The organism is Bacillus sp. MYb78 (genome assembly GCF_002975115.1).
GTDB lineage: Bacteria > Bacillota > Bacilli > Bacillales > Bacillaceae_G > Bacillus_A > Bacillus_A cereus.
Map to the genome: position 1 here is coordinate 66,131 of NZ_PCOB01000014.1, position 17,960 is coordinate 84,090.

Below are 17,960 nucleotides of genomic sequence, written 5' to 3' on the forward strand. Positions count from 1 at the left end.
GTGTTATATAAGCGACCTTTACACTTTACGTAATCATTCAATACCCATAATATATCGAATAAATTAACAAATGTACATACATACGCATTAAAAATGAATAAATAGGGTCATTTTTTACATTTATTTAATGATAAATTGATAGGACATTATTATTCAAGATTGTTATACATGTTATCAATTAAAGTTTATCCCGCATTAACTGGTAGCCCGATTGGTTCAACTAATAATCAGTGGGGATGAACAAAACCATCGCTGATTAAAGTTTCACTTTATGTGATTAGAAAATTCTTTTTGTTTAAGAAGGAATAAATATTAAAGAGAGCTAAATAAACAGTGTACGTATTTATAGGGGAGAAGATGTAAATGAAAGTTGTTATAAAAAAATTACCACCATTAGAAGTAGCGTATATAAGACGAACTGGTAGCTACTTTGAACCGCAAGATCACTGGGGGAAGTTACTGAACTGGTCAATTGAAAATAAACTGTATCCACCAGAGCAATCATTTATCGGAATATCATTAGATAATCCTGAACTTGTTGCAAGTCATAAGTGCCGGCATGATGCATGTGTTACGATTCCTGAAAACTTCGATAAAGAAAAGTATCATGATGTGCAATTTAAAAGATTAGATGGAGGTACATATGGTCTATACCAGTTCTATGATGAACCTAATAAATTAAGTGAAGCGTATCAATACATGTATGCAGAGTGGCTACCAAATAGTGAGTATGATGCAGATTATGATAGAGATAATTTAGAGTTTTGCTTAAATAATGTTGCTGAAGATCTAGAAGGAAAGTTAAAGGTTGATTTATTTATGCCAATTAAAAATATACAAAAAAACAAATAACTTCATTTGTGGCTTTAAAATGAAATTGGATTCGAAGATAATATTTCTAGCGTAGGAATTTAAGTATGTAGGTTACAATGAAAGGAGAATCCACATGGATACATTTGTAAATGACAAGTTTTATGAAACGAGAAATCAATTAGTTGAGGAAATTTCTTTCTTGAGTGATGCTCAATTTAATAGGAAACCAGATAAGGATAAATGGAATATTGCACAAGTTTGTCATCATTTAGTTTTATTAGATGAGAGAGTGATAACAGTTATTTCCTCAGGGTTAAAAAAGTTAGATAGTACCCAAAATGAGCGTAAAGAAATTCACACTATTTTATTAGATAGAACGAAAAAGTTTATAGCTCCAGAAATGATTGAACCAAGTATAGAACCATTTGAAGTGCAGCAAATGCTCAATATGCTAAACGAATCAAGAAAAGAATTGATGCGTTTCCTGAGTACAATAGAAGATGAATCTATATTAGCGAAAAAATCAGTGATGCATCCAGCTCTTGGAGAATTGCCCCTAGATCAGTGGATAGAACTGATCTATTTGCATGAACAGCGTCATATGTTACAAATCAAAGAGATAAAATTGCTTTGTGAAATTGAAAAGTAAAAATTATTCCCTATTTATTGATACGTATTATAAACAAGGAAAACGGTTGATTCATATTGATTCAGAAGAAAACAAAAATAGAATGAAATTTGTTGAAAGTGACCAATAAGCTTAAGAAAATATGAAACTATCCGATTTTCTGTATAAGTGTAACCCCGTCTTAAATGAAGAGCGGGGTTATTTTTTTGAAAGTGTTTTTATTTAGAAGGAAATAAATCAGCAACGAAATTCAAAAAATTAATCATCATAACATATTGTATATGCACGTTTTAATAAATTGAAATAATGATAAATGATATGTTCTTATTTTGAAAGTACACTTCACACGCTTAAGGAAGGAGTATTCTGTCAGAAAACGATAAAATACAATTCTGTTAGGGGATGTATGCAATTTATTCTCTTTATTTTTGCAACAGAACCACCTTCAAAATTATCTTTTGTAGTTGAAGTTTCCTGAATAATAAGTTACATTTTTAAAGTTCAAGCAACTTTATGAAAGTACAAAAAGGGGAGAAATATTATTATTATGCAAAAAATGAAATGGAAGAACTATGTATGTTACTTTGTAATTCTATTACTGCTTGGAATGGCAGTAATAGTCAAACCATCTATCTCTAAGGCTGAGGAATCTGAAGTTAATATTACATTGTTAGGTACTGCAGATATTCATGGTAGATTTATGCCTTGGGATTATGCGCTTGATGGAGCAAACATGAGTGGAAGTTTGACGCAGCTTTATACGGTTATAAAGAAGGTCCGTCAAGAAAATCCAAATACCATATTAGTAGATGCCGGGGATACAATTCAAGGAAACTCAGTAGAATTATTCAACGATAAGCCACAATCGCCAATGATGGTAGCGATGAATACAATGGGATATGACGCCTGGGCATTTGGAAATCATGAATTCAACTTTGGATTAGATACATTGAAAAAAGTTAGTGAGCAATATAAGGGAAAAACGTTAGCAGGTAATATTTATAAGGAAAATGGAGAGCGCTTTCTTCCTGCATATACAATTGTAGAAAAAGGTGGAATTAAAGTCGGGATTATTGGTATGAATACCCCAATGATTAGTGACTTTGAAAAAGGAACCGATCATTTAGAGGGTTTAGTGGTGAAAAATCCAGTAGAAGAGACAAAAAAGGCAATTAAAGAATTAGAAGGTAAAGTAGATGTAATGGTAGGAGTTATGCATATGGGACTAGAAAATGAGAATGGTATCCCTGGTACTGGTGTTCAAGATATTGCAAATGCTTGTCCGGAACTAAGCGCTATTTTTGCGGCTCACATGCATAAACTTGTAAAAAAAGAAGTTGTAAATGGCGTAATTATTACAGAGCCAGATAAATATGGAACACATATTTCACGTATTGACCTTACTTTTACAAAGCAAGATGGGAAGTTGGTTTTAAAAGATAAAACTGCTACCGCTATACCTGTAAAAAATGCTGATGGAACAACGATATTATCTGATCCTACACTTGAAGAAACACTAACACCTTTTCACGAATATGCGAGAGGAGATGCAAATGTTGTAGTCGCTCAATTAAAGGGTAGAAATCTTGTTCCTGAAAATGAAATAAAGGGTATTCCAAGTGTTCAGATTCAAGAAACACCTTTATCAGATTTCTTTCATGAAGTCATGCTCTACTACAGTAAAGCAGATGTAGTAGCCCATCAAATTGATAATGATTATGCCCGTTTGGATACAGGTCCTATTAAGAAAAAAGATATTGCGTACAATTACCAATATGCCTTGGGAGAAATTACAGTATATAAGATTTCTGGAAAAGATTTAAAAGACTATATGGAATGGGCAGCGGGATATTTTAACTCATCTCGTGCTGGAGATGTAACCGTTAGCTTTGATAAAACCCGCCGTGCATCTAAATACAGTACGAACGATTTCTTTGGAGGCGTAAAATACGAAATTGACTTAACAAAACCATACGGAAGCAGAATTACAAATTTACGCTCTATTCGTACAAACAAACCAATCAAAATGAGCGATGTTATGACGCTGGGAATGAATGCATATAGAATGGAGGCTCTTCAGGCAAAAGGGGGAGCTTTAGAGGGGCGTAAGTTTGAACAAATTTGGTCATCTAAACAAGAGAATGCATTCGGAGAAACAGGTGGAACCATTCGTAACCTTGCTATTACATATTTAAAAGAGGTAAAGAACGGTGTATACACACCAAAAGTTATGCATAATTGGAAAATTACTGGTGTAGATTTACATTCTTCAGAGCATAAGGCTGTAGTTGATCTTGTGAATAAAGGGATTTTAGAAATTCCAAAAACAGAAGACGGAAAATACACAAATATAGCATCTATAAATACGAAAGATTCAATTACAAAAGAAGAGATTGTAGCACTCTCACAAAAAGCAAATATTAATCCAAATCAGTTTAAGCACATAAAAACAAAAGGTGAATTTTACAAAAAACTTAGTAGGATTACTAAAAAAATATAAATTATAAGGTTTCTTATAGTAATTGTTATTTTAATAGCATTAAACCCACTCTTACAATAGTAAAGAGTGGGTTTTTATGTTGTTATTTAGATGTAAGTGTACTTTTATTAGAATGAATATAGATAATTAATAATTAACCAATTGGATGAGCTCCTAAAAGGACTCTTTTTTATTCAAATTAATGTTCATATGTGTTCCGTTCATTATTTATAATATTGACCAAAATTTATGTAATTTTGCATAATGTTACATAAATTTTGTATTTTCTCTTTTTTCCGACAGAAATAGACAGTATACTTTGTGCAAGCTTTCTATTTCAAAAATTATACGAGGTGAAATAATGAAAAACACAAAGACATTAACTAAGGTAGCATTAACAACAGGATTAGCTTTAACAGCTGTGGCACCATATGGGGTAGGTCATGCAGAGGAAACAGATCAGTTACAAGTTCAAATTCAGGAGGAATCGTTCCGTTCGGGTGAACTTACACAACCGTCACAAAAGGCACCAGAAAATGTAGTAAAGGATGCACTTAAGGAGAAAACAGAGCAAGCTCTGTCCCAAAAACAAGTCAATGGAGAAGCAGGAGTAGATTATAAAGTCCTTCAAAAACGTGGTTCGTATGATGGAACTACACTTGTACGTATGCAGCAAACATACGAAGGAAAAGAAGTATATGGCCATCAATTAACTGCACATGTAGATAATAATGGTGTTATTAAAAGTGTTTCAGGTAATAGCGCTCAAAATTTAAAACAAGAAGAATTGAAAAAACCTATTAATCTATCAAAAGATGAAGCAAAACAATTTATTTATACGAAGTACGGGAACGATATCAAGTTTATTACTGAGCCAGAAGTTAAAGAGGTTATTTTTGTTGATGAAAATAATGGACAAGCTAAAAATGCATACCAAGTTACCTTTGAAGCTGCAACACCAAACTATGTTTCTGGTACTTATTTAGTAAATGCACAAAATGGTGATATGTTAAAAAATATGGTACAAGAATCTAACTTAAAGGCCAGTGACAAACTAGTTGGAGCTTTAAAGAAAAGTAAACAAAGCAGTCTTACATCATTAACCGGAACAGGAAAAGATGATTTAGGTATTTCTCGTTCATTTGGTATCTCTAAACAAAGTAATGGCAAATATGCTCTTGCTGATTATACAAGAGGGCAAGGAATTGAAACATATGATGTAAATTACAAAGATATTACTAAAGAAGAAAGCTATTATCCTGGTACATTAGCGACTAGTACTTCGGCAACATTTAACGATCCAAAAGCGGTAAGTGCTCATTACTTAGCAACAAAAGTATTTGATTTTTATAAAGATAAATACAAGCGTAATAGCTTTGATAATAAGGGACAAAAGGTAGTTTCAGTTGTACACGCTTGGGATTCTGAAGAGACGAATGATCCGAAGAATTGGCAGAATGCATTAAGTGCTAATAATGGAAGTATGCTTGTATATGGTGATCCTATTGTTAAAGCATATGACGTAGCTGGACATGAATTTACACATGCTGTTACTTCTAGCGAATCTAATCTTGAATATTACGGGGAATCTGGTGCGATTAATGAGGCACTATCTGATATTATGGGAACATCTATTGAGAAATACGTAAATAATGGAAACTTTAACTGGACAATGGGAGAACAAACAGGATCTGTTTTCCGTGATATGGAAAACCCAGCTTCTGTTCCATCTTCACTAGGAGTACCTTATCCAGATGATTACAGTGAATTTAACGATTTTAATGGATGGGATCAAGGCGGTGTTCATTTTAATTCAAGTATTATTAATAAAGTTGCGTATCTCATTGCAAAAGGCGGTACTCATAACGGAGTAACTGTTAAAGGAATTGGTGAAGATAAAATGTTTGATATTTTCTATTATGCAAATACTGATGAGTTAAACATGACTTCTAATTTCAAAGAATTGAGATCAGCATGTATTCGAGTGGCAACTAATAAATATGGTGCGAATACAGCTGAAGTTCAAGCAGTTCAAAAGGCATTTGATGCAGCAAAAATTAAGTAATTTAGAAATATAGTCATCATTCATATATTAATACATTATGAAAAACAGCTAGTATCATTTTAAGGATATTAGCTGTTTTTTTACGTAGCTATGTATTGTTGAAAATAAACTGACTAAGCAATAATTAGGTGCGTTATCTGTAAGAAGTTGCGACAAATAAATAAGGTTTAAAATGTGTAAAAACAGAAAATTAATAATATATTGACCTCTTGATAGAAAGTCTATAAAATGAAAGCGATAACAAACGATTGCTTTAAAATGATTTCCCTGACCTTTTAGCATTTACAAATATATGAGGGCATACACAAATCTATTTTTTTAACTATTAATGCAAACGTTTTCGTATTAAAAGGTCATTGAAATACATACGTGAAAATAGCCAATATGGAGGTGAATTAAAAGAGATTTCTAGATTAATTTAAGAAGTGTTATTCAGTGTAAACATAATAAATCGCTAGTAATATTTGAAGAAAGGGTGTATGTGGTGCAAATTACAAAAAGATTAATTAACAAAACAGTTTTATTACTTACTTTAATCGTTATGTTATCATCTGTTTTCTCCTTTCAGGGTGTGAGAGCAGTTTCAAATTTGAAAACAACTGAAGTTATCATTCATTACAAAGAGAAGCTTGGAAATACAAAAGACTGGAATCTTTGGTTATGGGGTGAAAATGCAAATGGTACATCTTACGAATTTACTGGTGAAGATGAATTTGGAAAATACGCTAAGATAAAAATAGACGGTGACTATAATCGTGTAGGATTTATAGTTCGAACAAATGAATGGGAAAAAGATGGTGGAGATCGTTGGATTGAAAATATAAAGGACGGTCGTGCTGAAGTATGGATTCTTTCGGGTGATGAAAAAGTATATAACTCTAAGCCTTCATCGGATCTCTCAATTCAAAAAGCAACTATTGATAGTTTCCATGAAATTACTGTAACGACTAATGTCCCATTTAATATTAGGGAAAAGAAAATTGAAATTGAAGGCATTAAAATTAAGGATATTAGTCCGTATGATATAAACAGTGGAGATATTACTAATAAGGTTAAAATAATTACGGAACAGAAAATTGATTTAAAACAAACATACAAACTTAAAATAGAAAACTTAGCTGATACGAATACTGAAATTGGTAAAGTCATTCGTAGCGAGGAATTTGATAATTTATTTTATTATAGTGGTAACGATTTAGGGAATACATATACCGCGCAACATACAAAGTTCCGTGTATGGGCTCCTACTGCAAGTGAAGCGAAGTTAGTTACATATAAAAAATGGAACGATAAAATAGGTACTGAAATAAACATGCAGCAAAGTGTAAAAGGAACTTGGACTGCAGAACTAAAGGGGAACCAAAAAGGGCTCTTTTATACGTATAAGGTCAAAATTGGTGATAAGTGGACTGAAGCAGTTGATCCATATGTGCGTGCTGCTTCTGTAAATGGGGATAAAGGTGCAGTCGTTAATTTAGAAGAAACAAATCCGAAAAAATGGAAAGCAAACAAAAAGCCAAAATTTAAAAATCCGGAAGATGCTATTATTTATGAGTTACATATACGCGATCTTTCCATCCAACCTGAAAGTGGTATTAAACAGAAAGGGAAGTATTTAGGTGTAACAGAAAAAGGAACAAAAGGGCCAGAAGGTGTAAAAACAGGACTTGATCATATAAAGGATCTCGGTGTTACTCACGTTCAGTTTTTACCGATATTTGATTATGCTTCAGTAAATGAAGAGACTTTAAATGAACCGCAATATAACTGGGGATATGACCCTAAAAATTTCAACGTTCCTGAAGGCTCCTATTCTACAAATCCTTATGAGCCGACTGTGCGAATAACTGAATTGAAGCAAATGGTTCAAACACTACATGATAATAATCTTCGAGTAGTGATGGATGTAGTATATAACCATATGTATAACGCTGCTGAATCTAATTTCCATAAGTTAGTTCCAGGTTATTATTATCGTTACAATGAAGATGGAACATTTGCAAATGGAACTGGAGTAGGAAATGATACTGCTTCAGAAAGAAAAATGATGAGGAAATTTATGATAGATTCCGTCACATATTGGGCAAAAGAATACAATTTAGATGGATTCCGTTTTGATTTAATGGGTATTCATGATTATGAAACGATGAATGAAATACGTAAAGCTGTTAATCAAATTGACCCTTCTATTATACTACACGGAGAAGGATGGGATTTAAATACACCTCTTGCAGCTGAGCTGAAAGCAAATCAAAAAAATGCAGAGAAAATGAAAGGGATTGCTCATTTTAATGATAATATACGTGATGGATTGAAAGGTAGTGTATTTGAAGAGAAGGAAAATGGTTTTATAAATGGAAAGGAAAACATGGAAGATCGTATTAAAAAAGGGATTACGGCAGGTATTGACTACGATACAAATTCGTCTACCTATCAAGATCCAGAACAGGTGCTAACTTATGTGGAAGCACATGACAATCATACATTATGGGATAAACTTGAGTTAACTAATCCAGGTGACAACGATGAAGTGCGAAAACAAATGCACAAATTGTCTTCTTCGATTTTATTAACATCACAAGGAATTCCATTTTTACATGCAGGGCAAGAGTTTATGCGGACGAAATATGGTGATCATAATAGTTACAAATCTCCAGATTCAATTAACCAGATGGATTGGCTGCGCCGTGCAACGTTTAATAATGAAGTAGATTATATGAAGGGCTTAATAGAATTACGCAAAAAGTACTCAGCTTTTCGAATGACATCTGCAGAGCAAATAAAAACACAAGTTTCATTTTTAGGTGCCCCGAAAAATACGGTAGCTTATACAATAGAGGGGAATAAAAATGAATACTTTACGGTGGCTCACAATGCAAATAGAGAAGCGGTTGAAATAACACTTCCATCGAATGGGCCTTGGAAAGTACTAGTAGACGGGAAGCAGGCGGGAAGTAAACCACTTTATGTTGTCCATGACAATAAAATTAAAGTTCCTGCATTAAGTTCCATTGTTTTAAAATCAGAAAAACCTACTAAATAAAAGCGAAGAGTGTGGAAATAAATACTGAATTGAGCAAAGTTAATAAGGATTGCAAATAAAAAAAGCGAAGTGAAGATTATTCTCACTTCGTTTTTAAAGTTAATGTAATATAATTTCACATACTGTAATTATATTACAATTTAACAAAAGAAATAAGCAATAGATTATTTCTTTTGTGACAGTAGGGGGAGAAGATATCTTTGAGTTTATTTATAAAATTATATGAAATACGTTCGTAATTCAGATAATTTTTATTATATATTTGAACATATAATAAACTAGATGTTCGAGTTGTATTAATTCCTACAAATCGTTTAAAAATAACAAAGGCGTAAAAAAGTATATGGAATTAAAATAGAGAAAAGACACCATTCAAGGTGTCTTTTCTCTATTTTGAATATGAAATGTAAGTAACTCAATTGTATGTGATATTTTCACACTAACTAATTAAGAAAAATTTAAAACTCTTTTCTTAATCTATTTGTAATAAATTACATCATAAAATTTTATCAATATAATAAATAAAACTTTCTCAACATTATTTGATTTAATAACTATATTCAACCGCTCTTCAATCTATTACAATAATTTCACATTGGAAATACATGAATATTCTCAATGTTATAAATGGTTTATACCTTATAGGATTACTGTGGGAAAGGATGTGAAATATCCAAAAAAAAATCATTTTTTATGATTAAATAAAAAATTTTAATGAAGAAAAAGTTATTTCATTATTTTCAAGTTTCGTTAAAGTACATGTATTTATAATCACTATGAGACAAGGAGCAGAATCTAAAAAAATTTTGTAAATTAGAAAATTGCATTTCAAAAATAAGTTAAACGTTTATGGAGGGTTATATGAGCGAGAAAATTTATTACTGGTCTCCGATTAAGCATTGGGAGAAGTTGCATAATGAAGTTTTGATAGGGGAAATGAGGTTTACAGGTATTCTGTCTGAGTGGTTTCCTGATTTTTATTTTATGGCTCAAAAAGGTGTGAAAATTAGTGAACTAGTAGAGCGCTTTTCGTTAGGAAATGTAGAAGAGACACAAAAAAACATAGAGCTCATGATAAAAAATCGTGTGTTAGTAAGTAACATATTACACCCAAGAGAAGTATTTTCTTCACAAGAAAAGATTTTTCCAAATCCATATAGCAACCAGATTCGCTTTTCTAAAGAAGAGTTAGATAAGTATATGAGTGAACAATTAAATCGCACGTACGTTGCTGCACGGTCAACCGAAATTCAACTTGAAACAACAGATGAGCTACCCACTATAATCAAGGAACGTAGGTCTTGTCGTCAATTTGAAATGGAAAAACACATTAGTTTTTCGGAATTTTCCCAATTCTTATCAACTCTAAAACAGGTTAGGGAAGAAAAAATATACTATCATTACGCAAGTGCAGGCGGGCTCTATCCCATTGATATCTTTGTTTATATAAAACCAAAACGTATAGAGGGTATGAAAGCTGGATTTTATTATTATAACCCATCAAAAAATAGTCTTGTGATTGTAAACAACATTGATCAAGTGATCAAAAGTGATCATGAGTTAATTAATCAGGATTTATTTACTCAATCTGCATTCTCAGTGTATTTGATTTATAATGCGAACGCTTCTATCCCGAAATACGGTTCAGATGGATATTTATTTGCTTGTATCGAGTCAGGCATTATCACTGCTACCTTAAATATGGTTGCTGAGACATTAAATTTAGGGGTTTGTTCAGTTGGCCATATGAAATTTGAAGAGATTCAGAAATTTTTATGTTTGGATAACCATCAAGTGTTTCTCCATGGGCTTGAAGTTGGCTTGAAAATTAACGAGTAGAAAAAATGAATATTAGGGGGATAAAGATAAAAATGCACATTAAAGATCGAAGTTCGATTCATGAAAATAAAGAAGTAGAAGCGTTTTGGAAGGAGCAATTATCTTCCGAGGTTCTCGATTTTTCTGTATTTGATAGCGATTACCAACTAAATAAAGAAACACCTTGTGAGTACGTTCAAGTCATAGTGAATGTAGAGTTTAGTAAAAGTATACAAAAAATAAGTAAGTCTCAAGATTTATTATTATTTAGCTGGTTTCAAGCCGCTTTAAGGGTTTGTTTGGCACATTATACAGATCAAGAAAGAATTACTATTGGTATTCCTATAATTGAAAAGAATCTTGAACAAAGTGAGAATCTTAATAAGTTGATTCCTTTAGGAAGTGAAATCCATCCGCATCACCCCTTTAAACAATTAGTAAATGAGATTGAACAAACGACTTTATTCGGGTATGAAAATCAGGAGTATCCGCTCTCTGAATTATTAGTTAAACACAATTTAACTCCTTTTCAAATTGTAATCGGGATGGAAGGATTACATAATGAAAATTCACTAGAAGAATACGCAGAGAATAATTTAGTCCTATGGATACGAAGAAAATGGAATGAAATACATAATGAATTTGAATTTCAAATTTCTTGCAAGTCCCGTTCATTCTCTTCTTTGCAACAGTTTGCCAATTCGTATTGTTATGTTTTAAAGCAAGTTTCACAAAACCCGAATTTGGCATTGAAAGATATTTGTATTATTGCAGAAGAAGAAAAAGAGTTGTTAGAAGGATTGAATACTTTTCAAACAGGCATAGACTTGTTTCAATCATTTCAAGATTTGTTTGAAGCGCAAGTATTAAAAACTCCAGATCAAATTGCTGTTGTTTGTAATGATCAATCTTTGACATATAGAGAATTGAATAAGAAAGCGAATCAATTGGCTTCTATCCTTCAAAGTAAAGGTGTTTCAAAAGAAAGTATTATTGGCGTTATGGTAGATCGGTCATTAGAAATGATTATTGGTATGATGGGGATTTTAAAAGCAGGAGCAGCCTATTTACCAATAGACCCTAACTACCCAACTGAACGAATTGAATATATGTTACAAGATAGTCAAGCAAAATATTTACTTAGTAAGCGAACAGAGGAAGTATTGCCACAATTTGCGGGTGAAGTACTGTATCTTGATAAAGAATATCTTTTTCAAGGTGAAGAAAGTAATTTAGTACGAGAACATAATCCTAATGATTTGGCTTATGTTATTTACACATCAGGATCGACAGGAAATCCAAAAGGGGTAATGATAGAACAAAAATCGCTAGTTCATTTTTTAAATGTAATGAGAGAAAAAGTAAAGGCTAATCAATCATTCTTGTTTCTTGCTAGTGTATCTTTTGATATTTCCTTGTTAGAAATATGTCTTCCTTTAACGCAAGGTTCAAAAGTAGTAATTGCTACAGAGGACCAGTTTGCAACAAAAGAATTGGCTCATTTGGTCAAAAAACATAAGGTGGATTTATGGGAATCAACGCCATCGCGAATGGAAGTGATTTTGAGTGATCCAGAAGGGGCAAATTTTCTAAAAGATTTAAAATCTATTTTATTAGCAGGAGAAGCATTTTCCATTGATTTGGTTGAAAAAATTCGTTGTATCAGTGAAGCAACAATTTTAAATATTTATGGTCCCACAGAAACAACCATTTGCGCAACAGTAAAAGACTTGAGCACTTCCAAAGAAGTTACGATCGGCAAACCAAATCCGAATTATCATTCCTATATATTGAATAAGTATGGCCAATTAAAAGCATTTGGAATTCCCGGTGAACTATGCATTGCTGGAGTAGCGGTAGCACGAGGGTATCTTGGTAAAAGTAAACTGACAGATGAAAAATTTGTACCGAGTCCTTTTATTGCAGGGGAAATGATGTATCATACAGGTGATCTCGTTCGTTGGTTGCCTAATGGAGAACTTGAGTATTTAGGTCGAATGGATCATCAAGTGAAAATTCGGGGGTATCGGATTGAATTAAGAGAAATCGAAACTCAATTAAGGGAATATCCAGAAATAAACCAGGCTATCGTTGTTGATCAAGTGTATGGAAATAGGAAATTATTAGCTGCCTACTATGTATCGGATAACAAGGTGACTTTTGGTGAAATCAGAAAATATTTAAGTGATAAATTACCTGAGTTTATGATTCCTGAAAAAATGATTCAGGTAGAAGAGATTCCATTGAATCCAAATGGAAAAGTGGATAGAAAAAGGTTATTGGATATAACACAAACGGATTATATATCAATTCCATACGTTGCCCCGCGCAATGAAATTGAACAAAAATTAGTGCGTGCGTGGGAAAAAGTTATGGAGATTGAGGGAATCGGTATTCATGATAATTTTTTTGCATTAAAAGGAGAATCCATTAAAGCACTTCAGGTAATTAATTTATTAAGAAAAGACTGCTTAAAAATAAGTACAACAGATTTTTTTAAGCACCCTACAATCGCTCAACTGAGTTCTTGTGTAAAGTTAGAGCATAAAGAGGAAAACTTTGAAAGTAGACCAACTCATGTTAAAGATTTGTCTAATCCATTTTCCTTAACAGAAGTTCAAACAGCGTATATGTTAGGAAGGAATTCACAGTTTGAATTAAGTGGTATTTCACCTCAAACATATTTTGAATATGAAACAGCATTGGATATCAATCGTCTTTCAAAAAGTTTTCAAAAGGTAATCCATCGTCATCCAATGTTGCGAGCTGTAATTTTACCAGAGGGAAAACAGCAAATATTACAAAGCGTTCCTGATTACGAGATTGAAATAGTGAGTCTCATAGATTTAGATGATAGGAATCAAAATGCTTGCATACAAGAAGAGCGTTCTCGAATGACTAACCATGTATTCCCTTTGGGGCAATGGCCTTTGTTTGAATTGAAAGCTTTTCTTTTAAAAGAAGACACATATTTATTATGTTTTCGATACGATGCTTTATTAATGGACGGAGCAAGCATGAACATTGTTGGACAGGATTTGTTGCATTATTATTATAAACCAAATCAAAAATTAGAATCTTTATCTTTTGATTTTCAAGATTATATGTTTATCTATGATGAAATGGAACAAAGCGAAGAATATAAAACAGCAAAAGATTATTGGACAAGTAAGCTTCCTGACTTTCCATTTGCACCTTCTTTGTTGTTAAAAAAGGATCCAGCAGAGATTGCTACTCCTAAATTCCAATCACTTACTAAGATCCTGGACAATGAAAAATGGACAAAGCTACGAAAGATAGCACAAGAGAAAGAGGTAACTCCTTCCGCTCTACTTTGTACAATATATGGTGATGTGTTGGCATATTGGAGTAATCAATGTCGATTAGCAATTAATTTGACTGTATTTAACCGTTATCCTGTTCATGATGAAGTAGAACAGATTGTAGGAGATTTCACATCGCTTATTTTGTTGGATGTTGATGTAAAACCAGAGCAAACTTTCTTTACTAGAGTAAAAGAAACGCAATCTACTTTATTAGATGGCCTTGAACATCGTCATTACGATGGAGTTAACTTTATTCGAGATTTTACTCGATATCATCAAATGACGCCAAAAGCAGTTATGCCAATCGTTTTCACCTCGATGTTAGCAGGTGCAGGTGCTTTCTCTTGGGAACAACTTGGTTCTCTTCGCTATATTCATGCTCGGACTCCACAAGTGTATTTGGATAATGTAGTAATTGAAAAAAATGGAGAGTTACTAATTAGCTGGAACTATGTTGAAGAGTTGTTTGATGTTGATGTAATAGAAGCAATGTTTTCCCAATTTGTTGACTTATTGGAACAATTGGTGAAACAAAGCGATATAACATCTTTGCAGATGAAAGAATCGGATCAAACTTTAATTAAGCAATACAATGAAACAACAGAAAAAATACCTTCAACTACTCTGTATCAATTATTTACAGACCAAGTAAAACGTACACCGGATGAAGTAGCAGTAGTATTTGAACAAGAATGGTTAACATACACGGAACTTCATAAACGCTCCAATCAAATTGCCCACTTCTTAAAAGAGCAAGGCATTGGTCTAGGTGACAAAGTGGGTCTTTTAGCAAAAAGGCGAGTTGACACAATTGTTAATATGTTAGGTATTTTAAAAGCAGGTGCTGCTTATGTTCCGATTGATCCCGATCATCCTTTAGATCGCCAAACATATATTTTAAAAAATAGTTCATGCAAGCTTTTATTAGAACCTAGTCTTTATGAAGAAAATCATTTGTCATTTTATACAACAAAAGATATGCCCGCTATTGCTGGTCCAGAAGATATTGCCTATATTATATACACTTCAGGAAGTACAGGAAAACCAAAAGGAGTAATTATTACTCACCAAGCGGTTACAAATACTATTCAAGACATAAATCAAAAATATGAGGTAAATGAAGATGATCGTATTATTGGTATCTCTTCCATGTGTTTTGACCTATCTGTATACGATATTTTCGGAGCTTTAAGCACAGGTGCAATGTTAGTAATGATTCGTGATCCGAGAGACATGCAAGAATTAATCCGCACTGTCGAACGTAGAGGGATTACAATTTGGAATACAGTGCCTGCAATCATGGATTTGGCATTGGATCAAGTAGGTTCTCATTTTGAACATTCTTCTTTACGTTTAGTTTTACATAGTGGAGATTGGATTCCGCTTTCTTTACCAGAAAAAATAAAACGACATTTTCCGATTGCAGAAGTAATTTCACTAGGAGGGGCAACAGAAGCATCGATTTGGTCAATTTATTATCCGGTCAAACAGGTGGAATCACATTGGAATAGTATTCCATACGGGATGCCCTTGGCAAACCAAACGTATTATGTGTTGAACTATGAAAAGAAAATGTGCCCTGTTGGTGTAATTGGAGATTTATATATCGGGGGAGTGGGCCTTGCTAAAGGATATTTAAATGATGAAAAGAAAACAAATGAAGCGTTTGTGTCACATCCTGATTTTGGTCTTATATACAAAACAGGAGATTGTGGAAAAATGCATTCTGAGGGATATATTGAATTTTTAGGCCGCCAAGATTACCAAGTGAAAATTCAAGGATATCGAGTAGAGTTAGAAGAAATCTCTCATTGTCTTCTAACTTATAAACAAGTCGAACATGCTCTCGTAATTGATCAAACAGATGAGAACGGAATAAAATTTTTAGTTGCATATGTAGTAACTGAGCAAAATATTAGTACAACAGAACTACGAAAGCATTTGCGAGATCACTTGCCAGATTATATGATTCCTTCTTATTTTGTTTATTTGGACCAATTACCCCTGACTCCAAACGGGAAATTAGATAGAAAAGCGCTCCCTACTCCGCAGAAACAAAAAAATGAAGTATTTATTGCTCCAAAAACTGAAATGGAAAAAATATTAACTAGTATTTGGCAAGAAGTACTCAAAATAGATCAAGTTGGAGTAAATGATCATTTCTTCGCCTTAGGTGGAGATTCGATAAAAGCGATTCAAGTGTCCGTTAGACTGTATCGACAAGGATTCGAGCTTGAACCAAAAAATCTATTTTCATTTCCTATATTAAGAGACATGGTTCAATTTGTTAAAAAGCTAGACCAGTTTTCAAGTTCACAAACAAATGATGTAAATATAATGAACGATAATAAAGCTACATTACTAAATGTTAAAGATAAACAACTTAATCAACATACACTTACCAAAATACAAGAAAAAATGCCGGATATAAAAATAGAACGTATTTACCCGTTAGCACCTTTCCAGAAAGTTATTTATGAGCATGCTACGAATGAACCTGATACAAATGCATATTTTGAACAAACAATTTGGGCACTTGAGGGGAAGCTGGATATTAAACTCTTTATTCAGTGTTTCCAACAATTAGTTGATCGTCATGATTCTTTAAGAACAATAATTGTGCAAGATGAACAAGCAAAACCTTGGCAAGCTGTTCTATATAATGTTCAAATAAATTCAGAAATAAAAAACTTGATTGAGATGACGAAACAAGAACAGCAAGAATTCCTAGATCAGTGGATGAATGAAAATTTAAGTCAAGGATTTAAAAATAGTGAACTTATGACCCGTCTCTGTATATTCCAACTAGGTAATAACGAGTATAAGGTAATTTGGAGTTCCCATCATCTATCATGTGATGGTTGGAGCGTCAGCATTTTGATAGACGAATTATTCCAGCTCTACGAAACTACAAATGCGGGAACTACGGCGGAGTTACTTATGGTAAAACCTTTTGAAACATTTATAGATTGGACTTTGGCACAAGATCATGAGAAAGCACGTCATTTTTGGCGAGATTATTTATCAGGATACAATCAGAAAATTAGTATTCCTAAAAAGAAAGTCCCATCTAAAAGTGAAGTGTTAAACTTCACTTTTACGGATTTAACATTAGACAAGGATTTGACTGATCAGTTACAGACATTTGTAACTAAAAATAATATAACTATGAATACGGCATTACTAGCTGTATGGGGAATATTGCTTGGCAAATTTAACGGAACGAGAGAAGTAGTATTGCCTAATCTAGTATCAGTCAGACCTCCCGAAGTAGAAGGAATTGAAAATATGTTCGGTCTGTTCACAAATATTTTGCCTATCCGATTAACATGGACAGAAACGCAATCTTTTGTGGACTTCCTGCAAAAGGTACAACTAGAGACATTGAAATGTAATGAGTATGCATACTATTCATTTGTTGATATACAAAAGCAAAGTGAATTAAAAACTGAGTTGACTGACCATCTTTGGGTTTTTGAAAACTATCCAACTAATCCAGCAATCTTTTCTTCAAATGAAAACAGACATTTTGCTATCACGGATTACGAAGTCGTTGATGAGCCACATGTAAAGTATGGAATTATGTGCTTCCCTGAAGAAAAACTTACAATAAAGTTTGGATTTGATCAAACCGTATATGAAGCAGAGAAAATACAGGAAATATTAAATCACATTTATAGATTAATCAACATGATTCTTCAAAATCCAGTACAAGCAATTGGTGATTACAAATTATAAAAAATGAAAAGGCGAGCAAGAACTCGCCTTTTTAAATAGAATAGGAGCAA

General features: G+C 32.9%; 7 protein-coding genes. All 7 read left to right on the forward strand.

Annotated features, from left to right (window positions below):
- Window positions 1-363: 363 nt before the first annotated feature.
- The 7 genes from CQ064_RS22700 to CQ064_RS22730 all read left to right on the forward strand — a co-directional run bounded on the left by CQ064_RS22700 (window position 364) and on the right by CQ064_RS22730 (window position 17,910).
- A complete protein-coding gene (locus CQ064_RS22700) occupies window positions 364-852 on the forward strand; it encodes an AraC family transcriptional regulator (RefSeq protein WP_000869615.1) in 489 nt (162 codons plus the stop codon).
- A gap of 94 nt (window positions 853-946) precedes the next feature.
- Entirely contained in the window at window positions 947-1,462 is a 516-nt protein-coding gene (locus CQ064_RS22705; protein ID WP_000379373.1) for a DinB family protein, read from the forward strand.
- A 526-nt stretch (window positions 1,463-1,988) separates the two neighbouring features.
- Window positions 1,989-3,941: a bifunctional metallophosphatase/5'-nucleotidase gene (locus CQ064_RS22710; protein ID WP_001171073.1), complete on the forward strand. Its 1,953-nt coding sequence runs from the start codon at window positions 1,989-1,991 to the stop codon at window positions 3,939-3,941.
- A gap of 340 nt (window positions 3,942-4,281) precedes the next feature.
- Entirely contained in the window at window positions 4,282-5,985 is a 1,704-nt protein-coding gene (locus CQ064_RS22715; protein ID WP_003270706.1) for a M4 family metallopeptidase, read from the forward strand.
- A 484-nt stretch (window positions 5,986-6,469) separates the two neighbouring features.
- A complete protein-coding gene (gene pulA / locus CQ064_RS22720; RefSeq protein ID WP_001167509.1) occupies window positions 6,470-9,028 on the forward strand; it encodes a type I pullulanase in 2,559 nt (852 codons plus the stop codon).
- Between the two features lie 861 nt (window positions 9,029-9,889).
- The gene (locus CQ064_RS22725) at window positions 9,890-10,867 is read left to right on the forward strand and encodes a SagB/ThcOx family dehydrogenase (RefSeq protein WP_001290961.1); all 978 of its coding nucleotides are present in this window, start codon (window positions 9,890-9,892) and stop codon (window positions 10,865-10,867) included.
- Window positions 10,868-10,899: 32 nt separating this feature from the next.
- Window positions 10,900-17,910 (forward strand): non-ribosomal peptide synthetase, encoded by a 7,011-nt coding sequence (locus tag CQ064_RS22730; protein WP_000547607.1) that lies wholly within the window; start codon window positions 10,900-10,902, stop codon window positions 17,908-17,910.
- Window positions 17,911-17,960 lie beyond the last annotated feature (50 nt).

Bases quoted from the DNA above. Each gene is read 5' to 3' on its own strand.
- CQ064_RS22700 (WP_000869615.1), top strand. From the start codon at position 364: ATGAAAGTTGTTATAAAAAAATTACCACCATTAGAAGTAGCGTATATA.
- CQ064_RS22705 (WP_000379373.1), top strand. From the start codon at position 947: ATGGATACATTTGTAAATGACAAGTTTTATGAAACGAGAAATCAATTA.
- CQ064_RS22710 (WP_001171073.1), top strand. From the start codon at position 1,989: ATGCAAAAAATGAAATGGAAGAACTATGTATGTTACTTTGTAATTCTA.
- CQ064_RS22715 (WP_003270706.1), top strand. From the start codon at position 4,282: ATGAAAAACACAAAGACATTAACTAAGGTAGCATTAACAACAGGATTA.
- CQ064_RS22725 (WP_001290961.1), top strand. From the start codon at position 9,890: ATGAGCGAGAAAATTTATTACTGGTCTCCGATTAAGCATTGGGAGAAG.
- CQ064_RS22730 (WP_000547607.1), top strand. From the start codon at position 10,900: ATGCACATTAAAGATCGAAGTTCGATTCATGAAAATAAAGAAGTAGAA.